General features: G+C 36.1%; 11 protein-coding genes, 1 tRNA gene, 1 riboswitch and 1 other annotated feature. Of the genes, 5 read left to right on the top strand and 7 right to left on the bottom strand.

Annotated elements, in window-relative coordinates; translation table 11 throughout:
- Window positions 1-12 precede the first annotated feature (12 nt).
- Window positions 13-456 (top strand): ASCH domain-containing protein, encoded by a 444-nt coding sequence (locus tag FD31_RS05145; RefSeq protein WP_057891702.1) that lies wholly within the window; start codon window positions 13-15, stop codon window positions 454-456.
- Window positions 457-543: 87 nt separating this feature from the next.
- On the opposite strand, the gene mscL is transcribed toward FD31_RS05145, so the two are convergent.
- Window positions 544-933 carry a large-conductance mechanosensitive channel protein MscL gene (gene mscL / locus FD31_RS05140; protein ID WP_057891701.1) on the bottom strand — a complete coding sequence of 130 codons (390 nt, stop codon included), beginning with the start codon at window positions 931-933 and terminating at the stop codon, window positions 544-546.
- Between the two features lie 164 nt (window positions 934-1,097).
- Between mscL and FD31_RS05135 the strand changes: the two genes are divergently transcribed.
- On the top strand, window positions 1,098-1,484 hold the full coding sequence (locus FD31_RS05135) for a hypothetical protein (RefSeq protein WP_147007372.1): 387 nt from the start codon (window positions 1,098-1,100) through the stop codon (window positions 1,482-1,484).
- A gap of 58 nt (window positions 1,485-1,542) precedes the next feature.
- On the opposite strand, the gene FD31_RS05130 is transcribed toward FD31_RS05135, so the two are convergent.
- Window positions 1,543-1,628, bottom strand: a tRNA-Leu gene (locus tag FD31_RS05130).
- 67 nt (window positions 1,629-1,695) lie between these two features.
- On the opposite strand from FD31_RS05130, the gene FD31_RS05125 reads away from it, so the two are divergent.
- On the top strand, window positions 1,696-2,538 hold the full coding sequence (locus FD31_RS05125) for an NAD(P)H-hydrate dehydratase (protein WP_057891699.1): 843 nt from the start codon (window positions 1,696-1,698) through the stop codon (window positions 2,536-2,538).
- Between the two features lie 116 nt (window positions 2,539-2,654).
- On the opposite strand, the gene FD31_RS05120 is transcribed toward FD31_RS05125, so the two are convergent.
- The 3 genes from FD31_RS05120 to FD31_RS05110 form a co-directional block, all read right to left on the bottom strand.
- Window positions 2,655-4,292 (bottom strand): putative polysaccharide biosynthesis protein, encoded by a 1,638-nt coding sequence (locus FD31_RS05120; protein WP_371862676.1) that lies wholly within the window; start codon window positions 4,290-4,292, stop codon window positions 2,655-2,657.
- 402 nt (window positions 4,293-4,694) lie between these two features.
- Window positions 4,695-7,109, bottom strand: a complete 2,415-nt coding sequence (gene leuS / locus FD31_RS05115) for a leucine--tRNA ligase (protein ID WP_057891698.1) — start codon at window positions 7,107-7,109, stop codon at window positions 4,695-4,697.
- 42 nt (window positions 7,110-7,151) lie between these two features.
- Window positions 7,152-7,362, bottom strand: a binding site (T-box leader).
- Window positions 7,361-8,617 carry a glucosaminidase domain-containing protein gene (locus FD31_RS05110; protein WP_057891697.1) on the bottom strand — a complete coding sequence of 419 codons (1,257 nt, stop codon included), beginning with the start codon at window positions 8,615-8,617 and terminating at the stop codon, window positions 7,361-7,363. It overlaps the preceding feature by 2 nt.
- Window positions 8,618-8,697: 80 nt before the next feature.
- Here FD31_RS05110 and FD31_RS05105 point away from each other — a divergent pair, with 80 nt between their 5' ends.
- Window positions 8,698-9,348, top strand: coding sequence for a phosphatase PAP2 family protein (locus FD31_RS05105; protein ID WP_057891696.1), 651 nt, complete (start codon window positions 8,698-8,700; stop codon window positions 9,346-9,348).
- Here the strand turns inward: FD31_RS05105 and FD31_RS05100 are convergent.
- Both FD31_RS05100 and metK read right to left on the bottom strand, forming a co-directional pair.
- The gene (locus FD31_RS05100) at window positions 9,295-10,770 is read right to left on the bottom strand and encodes an MDR family MFS transporter (protein WP_057891695.1); all 1,476 of its coding nucleotides are present in this window, start codon (window positions 10,768-10,770) and stop codon (window positions 9,295-9,297) included. The two genes, FD31_RS05105 and FD31_RS05100, sit on opposite strands and share 54 nt — an antisense overlap.
- A gap of 73 nt (window positions 10,771-10,843) precedes the next feature.
- Window positions 10,844-12,037, bottom strand: a complete 1,194-nt coding sequence (gene metK, locus FD31_RS05095; RefSeq protein ID WP_057891694.1) for a methionine adenosyltransferase — start codon at window positions 12,035-12,037, stop codon at window positions 10,844-10,846.
- Window positions 12,035-12,112: riboswitch (SMK box riboswitch) on the bottom strand. Its footprint overlaps the gene before it by 3 nt.
- A gap of 92 nt (window positions 12,113-12,204) precedes the next feature.
- Between metK and FD31_RS05090 the strand changes: the two genes are divergently transcribed.
- Window positions 12,205-12,879 (top strand): hypothetical protein, encoded by a 675-nt coding sequence (locus tag FD31_RS05090; RefSeq protein WP_057891693.1) that lies wholly within the window; start codon window positions 12,205-12,207, stop codon window positions 12,877-12,879.
- Window positions 12,880-13,383: the final 504 nt, after the last annotated feature.

Below are 13,383 nucleotides of genomic sequence, written 5' to 3'. Positions count from 1 at the left end.
GTTATAAATGTTATGGATAAAGCAAAGATTAAAAAATACTGGTTTGATTTTCTCAAGAATAAAAATCCCCTGGATTATCCATTAGGCGATATCACTATTTTTGGAGGTGAACCTGACCGTTTAGCCAAATTAGTTTATAACGGTACTAAAACGGCTACGACTTCTTCTTATGCTCTCTATGAACCAACCGAGTATATGCCAGAAGTTGGCGACTACAATATTATTTTAGACGGTCAGGAAAATCCTTTATGTATTACTAAAACGTTGGTTACTGAAATTATTCCGTTCAATTTAGTCAGTGCTGAACATGCCTATCATGAAGGCGAAGATTCACGTACATTGGCAGAATGGCGTCAGGTTCACGAAGACTTCTTTACAAAAGAATATCAAGAAGCTGGAATGAAGTTTACTACTGACATGCCTTGTCTTTGCGAAGTATTTGAACGTGTTTATTAATATCAAAAAAGAGCGGATAAATTTAAAATTTATCTGCTCTTTTTTATACATTATTGTAAGTTAACATCCTAGATGAATCCCGTGACATTACTTATCAGATTTTTCATCTAAAGAATTAGAAATTTTCTTCAAGTACATCACCATTTCATCTTCCTTGGTTGTTTCTTCCTCAGTTTCCTCTTCATCACGACTCTTGATAATCTTATTCATTGCCTTAACAATTAAGAAAACAACAAAAGCTATGATTAAGAAATTGATGATAGACTCAATAAAAGTCCCATATTTGAATGTCGCGTCCCCAACTTTAAATACTAAGTTACTCAAATCAATTTTCCCTAGGAATAATCCAATCAAGGGATTAATCAAATTGCTAACCAATGATTGTACGATGGCAGTAAAAGCAGCACCCATAATTACACCAACGGCTAAGTCCATCACATTTCCACGGCTAATGAAATCTTTAAATTCTTTTATCATAATCCAATCTCCTAAACATTATTTCTTCCTTAATTATGAGGGTTTTCAGGCCTTTTGTGCAAACTTTTCACTTACTAGTCATATACAAATTGTCCAAAAAGATGATTTTAAATAAATTTTTGAAACGCATTTCATTTATAATTAAATTGAAAGGCTGTGAAATTATGAATAAACTTGATATTTACAAAATGATTCTCGAAATTATTTCTGAGAAAAATCCTAAGGACTTCCAAGAACTACTTGATGATACTCAAAAATATCAAATCGTAAAAGATTACATTGCCAGTGACAATCCTAACCAGTTTTTAATTCAAGATATCCAAGATTCAGTCATCAGTATGATTAACGATGGCCTTATTTCCGGTATCATCAGTCCACTCAAATATGTGACTTTAATCAAAATTAATGGTTTAACAATTGAGGGTTTTCAATACCTTAAAAAATTAAAAGAAGACGACGTTGAACAACAAGTTAAAGCAATTCTACAAACAAATGATCAACCAATGAACTCTAAAACTTTAACCCAAGCACTTGCATCTCTAATCTTTTAACTTAAAAAAAATAGAAGTACCGATATAACGGTACTTCTAACCTCTTATTTTTTCCAAATGCCACTGACAAGAGTCGAACTTGCACTCAGGAAACCCCGAACAGCGACCTGAACGCTGCGCGTCTGCCAATTCCGCCACAGTGGCAACATAATACAAATAATTGCTTATTTAGATTACAATGAAAATGATACTACAAATGGAGGTTCTTGCAATGGAAAAAATTAGTAAAACCATCTTAAAACAAGTTATTATACCTCGCAAACCCGAATCATATAAGGGAACTTATGGAAAAACATTAATTATCGCAGGCTCAACTCACTTCGGTGGTGCGGCTATTCTTGCAACGAGTGCAACAGTTCATGCTGGAGCTGGACTAGTTACTGTAGCAACTACACCCGAAAAATTCACTGCTATCAATACTAATATTCCTGAAGCAATGACAATTGACTATCACAACAAAAAAGAACTGTTAGCAGCTATTCTTAACAATAACGTTATAGCCATTGGACCAGGACTGGGAACTTCAAGTGTTGCTGTCGGTTTAGTCAAAGCTGTACTCAATAACACTAAAACAGACCAAACAGTTATTTTGGATGCTTCGGCGTTAACTATTATTGCCGAAGAAAAAATTCCTTTACAAACGACAGCACACATCATTATGACGCCTCATCAGGGTGAATGGCAACGGCTTTCCCAATTAGCCATTCCTGATCAAACAGAATTTAACAATTTTGAAAAGATTCAAGGATTGAATCCTGATGCTGTTTTAATTTTAAAGAAGCACCATTCTGAAATTTACTATCAAGATATGTCCTTTCAAATTGACGCTGGTAACCCCGGTATGGCAACTGGTGGTATGGGCGACACATTAACCGGTATCATGGCAGGATTCATCAGTCAATTCGGTTATTCTCTTGCAACGATTCAAGCAGCACTTTTAATTCATAGTGTTGTCGGTGACAAATTAAGCAAAAAACAATACGTTGTCTTACCTTCCAAAATCATCGAGAAATTACCAAAATATATGGCTGAATTAAGTACCCAAACAAAATAAAAAATCTCTAGCAAAAATGTTTTTCAAACAGGATATGAACTTACAAAAAAACAGATTAGCAATCCCCCAAATGGATTTCTAACCTGTTTTTCTATACTCGCAAACTGACGCTTCGACTATCTAATATTAAAAATTCGTCTAATACGTTCAACTCGTGATCCTAAAATTTTATCTGCTAACATTGTTTTCAAAACTAAGTAACCGTAGACAACGCCACCTAGCCCTGCTTCAACCACCAGAACAACCACACTGATAATACGATCAGAATTGCCAACAAAGTGGAAAACAACCCAATTAACGAACATAACTGAAACGAACATAATCAATGAGAACAAGATAATTCCACTAATTCTACGTGAAATACGACCTGTATTAAATGGATAAACCGCATGTAATTCACGAATCATTAACCAACAAACAACTGCCATACCGATACTTGTTGCTACTAATGGACCGAACTCATGGAACAACCAAATCATTGGCAATTGCATAACGACTTTGACAATAAAGCCGTAAACAAAATATTTAATTGCCAGTCTGTTGCGATATAACGCCTGCAAAACAGCCGACAAAACTGTGAATAAGCCTAACAAAATAGAGATAATGGATGAAAATTGTAACATTAAAACACCTAAAGCATCATAACGATAAAACGTCGTCCATAGTGGCTGAGCTACAGCATACATCCCTAATGATGCTGGAATCATAATGAAGAAGAATAATTCCAAAGTATTAGAAATCTGCCCCTCTATCTTTTCTTTATTCCCTTTAGAATAAAGTCCAGATAAGATTGGCACCGCTGTAACAGCCATCGCTGTTGATAACGAAACAATAATCATAATCAATTTGTTAGCCTGGAAACCAAATAGTGAATAATAATTATCCAACTGAGCTCCAGTTGCGCTAACAAACATTCTCATAAACTGATTAAAAGTTGATTGGTCAAATAAATTAAAGAAAGTTATACCGGCATCCAAAATAATAAATGGAACCGCTTGTTCAAAAATTTCTCGTGTAAAGTTATTTTCATTTACATCAGCAACTGGTTTACCACCACGTGATAAACGCCTCAGCTTTGGTAAACGTCTCAATAAGGCTAATACCAGAATTCCAATCGCTACTGCTGCCCCAATAAAGGCGGCAAAAGTTGATTGGACAACGGCATTAATATAGCTCCCCTTATTCATAATCATAATAATATAAGTTGCAATCAACATATAAATTACTCGAGCAATTTGCTCAATAAATTGAGAAATGGCTGAAGGCGCCATATCTGAATATCCTTGCAAGTAACCGCGCAAGATACTTAAGATTGGGATAATCAAAACTGCGACTGCCAATGATTTAATAACGGGGATACTTCTTGGATCCCCATCAGTAAAGATAGTTGCCAGCACTGGTGCCCCGAAATACATAACAGCCCCAAAAATCACACCCATGAAGGTCATAATTTTTAGACCATGTTTAAATAATTTATTACCCGTTGCATACTGATCGAGTGCGTTATAATGTGAGATTTGCTTTGAAATAGCACCCGGAATCCCGGCTGTTGAGATAATCAAAAACAAACTGTAAATATTATAACCCTTCGCATACAGGGCATTAGCTTGTGGATAATATGACCCCATCCATGCCATCCATGGAATGATATATATCGCACCTAAAATACGAGAAAAAATACTACCAGCAGTCATCCATGCTGAACCTTTCAGCATCGTATCCTGTGAAGAAGACTCAGGATCCATTACTGGCATTACTTCTTCTTCATCATCATGGCTTTTATTTACGCCCAAAACATGCACCACCTTAAAAACTGTCCATTTAATTATAGCAAAATTATCATCTTAAAAATTTAAAATTACACTTAAAATGGCTAAAAAGCAAATTATTTTCCAGAAATTATGATTACTTTACAAAATCTCCAAATTGTAAAGCGCGATATTATTTAAATAATGATAGAATATGTCTGTTGAACGTTGGGAAGTAAACATTTCATTAATAAACTCACCTAGAATCTCTATTTTGCAATTATTCACAATTTTGAAATTCCTTCATATAATATATATAGACGCTTGAACAATCAATTTGTGTTTGCTTTCTAGTTCGGCATTTAAAAAGGCTCCGGAAAATTTTCCGAAGCCTTTTTTTAATACCTATTATTTTACGACAATGTTAACAATCTTATTAGGGATAACAATTACCTTAACAACCTTCTTACCATCGATGAACTTTTGAATCTTTTCATCTGTTGTAGCAAGCTTTTCAAGATCTTCTTTTGAAGTACCATTAGCAACTTCAACTTTATCTCTCAACTTACCATTAACTTGAACAATAATTTCAACTGTGTCAGAAACTAATTTAGCTTCATCATAAGTTGGCCATTTAGCATATGAGATTGAATCTGTGTGACCAAACTTGCTCCATAATTCTTCCATCATATGTGGTGCAATTGGAGCCAATAGTTGAACTAGACCTTCAGCATAAACCCTTGGCATTGTATCAACCTTATGAGCTTCATTAATGAAGACCATCATTTGAGAAATAGCTGTGTTAAATCTCAAAGCATCATAATCTTCAGTAACCTTTTTAACAGTTTCGTTATAAACTTTATCAAGCTTACCGTCATTTTCATCGGTTACGTAATCATCTTTTAATGTGCTGTAGTCGTCATCATTGATGAACAAGTTCCAAACACGGTCCAAGAACTTCGATGAACCTGACAAGCCATTTTCTGACCAGGCAATTGATGCATCCAAAGGACCCATGAACATTTCGTAAGTTCTTAATGTGTCAGCACCATATTGTTCAACTACATCATCAGGGTTAACAACGTTACCCTTTGATTTAGACATCTTTTCATGACCCTTACCAAGAATCATACCTTGGTTAAATAGTTTTTGGAAAGGTTCCTTAGTTGGTACAACACCCAAGTCGTATAATACCTTGTGCCAGAAACGAGCGTACAACAAGTGAAGTACGGCATGCTCTGCACCACCGATATATAGATCAACTGGTAACCATTGTTTCAATAAGTCGTAGTCAGCCAATTCTTTATCGTTATTAGGATCGATATATCTCAAGTAATACCATGATGAACCAGCCCATTGTGGCATTGTGTTAGTCTCACGACGACCTTTACGACCGTTCTCATCAACAACATTGACCCAATCAGTCAAGTTAGCCAATGGACTCTCACCAGTACCTGATGGCTTAATATCGCTATCAGCAGGCAATTCTAGTGGAAGTTCATTTTCAGGAACAAGTGAAGTTGTACCATCTTCCCAGTGAATAACAGGAATTGGTTCACCCCAGTATCTTTGACGTGAGAAGACCCAGTCACGGAGACGATAGTTAACTTTCTTTTCACCAAAGCCTTTATCTTCCATGTATTCAATTGCACGTTGGATAGCATCAGCTTTGTTCAAACCATCTAGGAAGTCGGAATTAATATGTTTACCATCAGCCGTTATAACGCCGTCATCGAGGTTACCTTCAATAACTTGTTGCATAGGTAAATCAAACTTTTTAGCAAAGTCATAATCACGTTCATCATGAGCAGGCACAGCCATAACAGCACCTGTACCATAAGTAACCAATACATAATCTGAAATCCAGATTGGAAGTTTCTTACCGTTAACTGGATTAATGGCGTAAGCACCAGTGAAGACACCAGTCTTTTCGTCATTTAAGTCAGTTCTATCAAGATCTGATTTGTGGGAAACTTCTTCTTTATAAGCATCAACAGCAGCTTTTTGTTCAGGTGTTGTAATCTTATCAACAAGCTTATGTTCTGGTGCCAAAGTCATGTATTCAACACCAAAAATTGTATCTGGTCTAGTTGTGAAGACATTGATTTTATCATCAGAATCAGCTACATCGAATGTAACTTGTGCTCCAACTGAACGACCAATCCAGTTTCTTTGCATTTCCTTGATATTTTCAGGCCAGTCGATATCATCAAGATCATCAAGCAATCTATCAGCATAGGCAGTAATTTTCAACATCCATTGACGCATTGGTTTTCTAATAACTGGGAAACCACCACGTTCGGTCTTACCATCAATGATCTCTTCATTAGCAACAACGGTACCCAAATCTGGTGACCAGTTAACCAATGTTTCTGATTCGTAAGCCAAACCTTTTTTGTACATTTGTTCGAAGATCCATTGTGTCCACTTGTAGAACTTAGGGTCAGTAGTTCTAACTTCACGGTCCCAATCATATGAAAAACCAAGTGAGTTGATTTGACGTTTGAAGTTATTGATATTTTTTTCAGTAAAATCAGCTGGGTTATTACCAGTATTTAAAGCATATTGTTCTGCTGGCAAGCCAAATGCATCAAAGCCCATTGGGTGCAAGACGTTATAGCCTTGAGCACGTTTCATTCGGGCAATAATATCTGTAGCTGTATATCCTTCTGGATGTCCAACGTGAAGACCTTGGCCTGATGGATATGGGAACATATCTAAGGCATAAAAGTTCTTCTTATTAGGATCCTGAGTTGTTTTAAAAGTATCGTTTTCCTTCCAATACTTTTGCCATTTCTTTTCTACGGTGTTGTGATTGTACATATTTTTCCTCCTATACAAAAAAAGTCCTATGATTATTAATAATCATAGGACGAGTTATCGCGTTACCACCTAAGTTCCGTACTCAAATAAGCACGACTCTTGAAATCCTTAACGGAGATTAAGCGTAGTCACTTACTGAGGTTCGGCGACTATTGTTAGTGGACGAGTTCGAAAATAAAAACTTACGCATTCACATCACCATACGTTTTCTGAAAAGCTTTTATAATCTACTACTTCCGTTGTTTTATATCTTATACCAATAATGTTTGTCCGACAACCAATAAATCAGAATTTAAATTATTTAATTGACGAACATGGTCAACTGTCGTTCCTGCTTGTGAAGCGATAGAATCAATCGTGTCACCGCTTTGAACAGTTACTGAGTCACTTTTTTGACTACCCGAATCATTAGAGTCATTTGCACTATAATCATTTTGGACATTGATTGATGAAGAATCTGAATCAGAGTTATCTGATGGAACATATTTCTTCACACCAGTCCGTTCATCTTGAACAATAACTGGGGCTTGTTGACTGCCGTAAGCATCTCCAACATTACCTGTATCATTCGTTGACGTACTCTTATTAGCTAAATTACTCATAGACAATGGTTGACCATCAGAACCAATAACTTGTCTTACAGTCAATGTCTTACCAGCGTAAATATAATTGTCAGTCTTCAAATTATTCAAACTCATCAATGTATCAGTTGTCATATTGAACTTATCAGCAATTGATTGGAGTGTATCTCCTTGAGCTACAGTATAAGTTTGATCCTTATCTGTGTCTGCACTATCAAATTGCGTCAAGTTGTACTTATCAATCACACTGTTCAATTTATCAGCATATGTTGTATCGGTAGCATAACGACCAGTTAGATACTTAGTGGCATCTTTATATGAACTAGTATTACTCTTCCATGCACCGGCATACATTTGCGAATTGCCAGAAGTTCCACCACGAAGTAATGAAACGTAATCCTCTAGTGATTCTTTGTATGATGGATACTTTCTAAAATCAGAGCTGATTGAATAAAGACTACCTGTTCCATCGTCTTCTTGTGTTCCCATATTAACAGAAGCACCTTTGTAATCACCCTTGATACCGAAAAGGTTGTAGTTTGGTGCACTGGCAAGTCCACTTGTACCCCAACCACTTTCGACCATAGCTTGAGCAATCATAACTGATGCATATAAATCATTATTGGCAGCTAATTTACGAGCTGAATTACCAATGTAATCAATAAATTGCTGATCTCCAACACCAGTAGATGTGACTGGAGTAGCAGCTGCTGCATTTTGATTCAACAAATTACTTACAGATAAAGCTTCAGCTTTAACAGGCGTTGGGGCAGAAATGTTGGCAATTTCAGCCACTGTTGCTCCAACAAACATACTTGATCCTAAGATCGACATATTTTTACGTAAGTTTGCGTTCTTACTCTTTTTATTATTTAATCTAGTCAAACGACTATCTTCGATTTTGCGTTCATGACGTGTCATAACCATAAATATCTGCTCTCCCTCAAAATCTTTATACTTTATTATATTTCTTAACAAAAACTTAAACAATAGAGAGATCAAAAAATATGAAAATATCTAAGAAATTATTCATCTTGACTATATCTTTACTGATTATTTTTGGCTTTTGGACAATCAATGTTGCTCTACAAACCAATTTAATCAAAAGCTTTGATACAACGCTCATCAACCAAATTTATCACCATAATAATTTCAGTCTCAGTATCTTTCGACCACTGACAAATATTGGTGATACTTTTGAAACTATTCTTGTAACCGCAATTATATTTTTGCTTTTAATTGTTAAAAAATATTATTATGCGGCAATTTATTTAGTTCTGAATAAAGTAATCGTTGCTGGACTTAATAGTCTAGTCAAAATCATCATTGAGCGTCCACGTCCGAGCCACACACATTATGTTTATGCTGGTGGCTTCAGCTTCCCTAGCGGACATTCTGCTAGTTCATTTGCACTATACATCTCAATTTTGATTATCAGTTTATATATTTTCAAAAATCTCAAATCAAAAATCATCATCAGCACCTTATGTGTTCTCATGGTGATTTTAATTGGATATAGTCGTATTTTCTTAGGTGTTCACTATCCTAGCGATGTCCTTGGTGGATATCTTCTAGCAGCAACAATCCTAACTTTCAATACTCTATTATTTCGAACCAAGAATCTTTCGATTCTTCAATTCAAAGGCGTTAAGAATTAAACCCAGTATCAATAGTACAAGAGTAGCAACGTAAATGTTGTGCAATCCTGAAAAAAGAATTTGTCTCATTTTGGGTAAAAGCTGATGTGGCAAGGAACTTGCGGTCTGTGGATCTATCAATTTATTCATCATATCGACAGTAATCCCCTTATTTTCAGCTGCACCTTTGGCTAAAGCAGTGTTCAAAACAATTCCATAAACTGAAACCATCATTGATTGACCAATTGTTCGTAACAAAGTATTGAAACTTGTTGCAACACCGACATTTTCTGGCTCGACAACAGTTTGAGCGGTTACTGTCGTTGTGGTAATTGTTAAACCAAAACCTAGACCTGCAATCCCAGCTAGCATACAGAAGTACCAGAATGGCGTTGTTGGGCCAGCAGCCAACAATAAACCATTAGCAATTGCCAAGAAGAATAAACTTATGTAAATGACACGATTGGGTGCCATTTTTTTTATCAAAGCTCCAGCCCAGAAAGATCCTAAAATCCAAATAATTGAACTTGGTGTAACTGCAAATCCACCCATTGATGGGCTTAAGCCTAAGATACCTTGCATCCAAGTCGGAATATATGCTTCAAACCCAATTAAGAAGCCACTAACTAGTAAAGCCAAAACATTTTGAATAACGAATGTTTTATTCTTAAACAATTCCAATGGCAAAATCGGATCACTAACATGTTTTTCAACATGAATAAAGACAAACACTGAAATTATGGAAACTAAAACTAGTCCTAATGGTAGCCACATTGTTTTTCCACCAATGTTTTGTAAAGCTAACATCAAAGGCAACAAAACTAAAATCAACATGATAGTTCCCCAATAATCGATTTTTAATTTTTCGTGTTCCCGCTTCTCTTCTTTAAAGAAGATCCAAATCAAGGCCATTGTAATTAATCCAACTGGCAAATTGATCAAGAAAACCCAGTGCCAGCTTAACTTTTCAACAATGAAACCACCTAATAACGGTGCAATAACGGCCGCAATTCCCCATGCAGAACCGTTTAATCCTAAAATTCGAGCTCGCTTTTCCAACGGATAAATATCAGCAATAATAGTGAAAGTTAACGGTTGGATGGCACCTGAACCGATACCCTGAATCACACGTGCCAAAATCAATGTCACCATTGAGTTCGACATCGCACAAAGCGTTGAACCAATAACAAAGATAACTAAACCAATCAGTAGCACTGGTTTACGACCAACGATATCTGATAGCTTTCCATAAATTGGCGTTGCTACGGCAGTCATTAGTAAATAAATTGAGAAGACCCAATTCATCAAACTAACCCCATGTAAACTCCCGATAATTGTTGGCATAGCAGTCGAAACGATTGTTCCCTCAATGGCCGTCATGAATGTCGCAATGAACACAGCAATTGTGACAATCACAACATTTGATTGATTCTTTTGTTCCATTAATTAATTCCTCCCATAAAAAAAGAGGCTTTCCCTAAAGTTAGACTTTAAAGAACGCCTCTGTAATCATCGATTAAATTTTCAAGAAACTCTTAATATCATTAACTTTATCAAGTTTTTCCCATGGTAAATCGATATCTGTACGTCCGAAGTGACCATATGCGGCCGTCTTCTTATAGATTGGTCTTTGCAGATCAAGCATTTCAATGATACCTAGTGGACGCAAGTCGAAGAACTTATTGATAACTTCTTCAAGTTGTTCTTCAGAAAAGTCACTAGTACCAAATGTATCAACGTGAATTGACACAGGTTTTGCTACACCAATGGCATAAGCAATTTGAATTTCAACCTTTTCAGCCACACCAGCAGCAACAAGATTTTTAGCAATGTATCTAGCAGCATAACTAGCTGAACGGTCAACTTTAGTAGCGTCTTTCCCTGAGAAAGCACCACCACCGTGACGAGCAAAACCACCGTATGTATCAACGATAACTTTACGACCAGTAAGTCCGGAATCACCTTCAGGACCACCGATAACGAAACGACCTGTAGGATTAATTAAAATCTTTGTCTTGTCGTCCATCATGTTAGCAGGAACAACTTCATCGATAACATATTTCTTGATATCTTTTTGAACTTGTTCGAGACTAGCTTCAGCTTTATGTTGTGTGCTCAAAACAATCGTATCAACACGAACTGGATGATCATTTTCATCGTATTCGATTGTAACTTGTGACTTGGCATCAGGCATCAAGTAATCGATTGTTCCGTTCTTTCTAACTTCGGCCGTCTTTCTCATCAACTTGTGAGCGAGAGAAATTGGCAATGGCATGAATTCTTTAGTTTCGTTAGTAGCAAAACCAAAAACGAAACCTTGATCACCAGCACCGATTTGATCCAATGGATCTTTATCAGTGTTACCACGTTCTTCCAATGCATCGTCAACACCCTGAGCAATATCAGGAGATTGTTCATCTAGTGCAACTAATACGGCACAACTATTACCATTGAAGCCAGGGTTTGCACCATCATAGCCAATATCGGTAATTGTTTTACGTACGACACTTTGAATATCAACATATGCAGAAGTTGAAATTTCACCAACAACTAGTACTAGACCAGTTGTAACAGTTGTCTCGCAGGCAACACGCGCATCTTTATCCTTTGCTAAAATAGCATCGAGAATTGCATCACTTATTTGATCAGCAACTTTATCTGGATGTCCTTCTGAAACTGATTCAGAAGTAAATAAATAATTTTTTGACATATCTTTTCCACCTTTTCGGTTACAGGGCCTCTCCTTAAACAAAAAAAGGATCCCATCAGGAACCTCTTAATAGGTTAACATAAACGTAGACCATTTTCATGAAAAAACTTGGTTTGACGTTAATCTTTTTCTACATTAATATGATTTTATGAGTCAAAGGAGTTAGCATGGATAAATTAAAATCTAAAAAACTATTATCTGCTTTTATCGAATTTATCAGTTACCACATATTTCCCTTTATTTTTATTTTCGTACATAATCTGAATAATTATTCATTACATGGCTTTTTGATTATCATGGTGGCGATGGTAGCCTTATATAAAGAATTCATCTTAACCTTGAATCCGAATAAATATTTCCATATTTTGTACAGTGCCATTTACGTTTTACTAGCTGTCCTATCAATGCATTCACTAAATCTTTTCGTAACACTTCTAGTATTTGCTCAATTAGCTTTCCTATATATGGTTAAATATTTACCTGAAAACTATAAGAATTTAGTTTCTCTAGTAGAAGATTTCGTTGTTCCCAGTTTTATGTCGATTGCCCTAGCCTTCACTTACATGCACTTCATTTCAGTTAACTTCGTTGTTCCGTTGTTACTGGTCAACTTAGCAACCGTTTTGATCAATTACTTTGAAGGCAGTCGCCAAGACTATATCGAGTTAATTGCATTATCAGTTCTCAGCGCTATTTTGTTCTTATTAAGCTACATCAGTTTGTGGACTGCACTAGCCATTATTGTTTTCGTCGTTGCAATGTCATTATTGAAAAAATACAAAAACTTTGCGCAGTCAAATCTTTTCTATCGTGTGATTGGCAATTTAATATTAGTTATTTAAAGAATTTCCTTAGGAGATTCTTTTTTTATTTGCTATTGAAACATGTTTTAGTTTGGGTGATATGCCGCCTCTGGGAGCAAGAAATTTTGGCTGCTGTGGGGACCGGCCCGAGCCAAGGTCTCGGCCCTCGATTTTGAACTTCGCAAAGAACGCGAATTTCAAAACTCGTCCCGTGGTGTAGGAGCTAAAGCTCCAACGCCACCTGCACTGCTGCCAAATTTCTTGCTCCCAGAGGCTAATTGGTTAATTTTTTTAATATTAATTAACAGCCAAATTTATCGTATCTAATGAAATTGGCTGTTAATTAAATTATTAAATTCAAAAAATTATTTTACTGTTTATAACTTTAGATACTTCTAATAATTAATATGAAAAAGATAACAAATTATAAGTTCGTTAAACATTCAAATACTACTAAACACCAACGACAAACAAAGAACTAGTCGGGAGGGCGGAGAATACAGACCTGCAGTGAAAGTAATGTTAGGACGGCTGATTTTGCCG

Origin of the sequence: Companilactobacillus nantensis DSM 16982 (assembly GCF_001435815.1) — a bacterium.
Taxonomy (GTDB): Bacteria; Bacillota; Bacilli; order Lactobacillales; family Lactobacillaceae; genus Companilactobacillus; species Companilactobacillus nantensis.
This window is presented reverse-complemented; position numbering and strand designations above follow the sequence as displayed.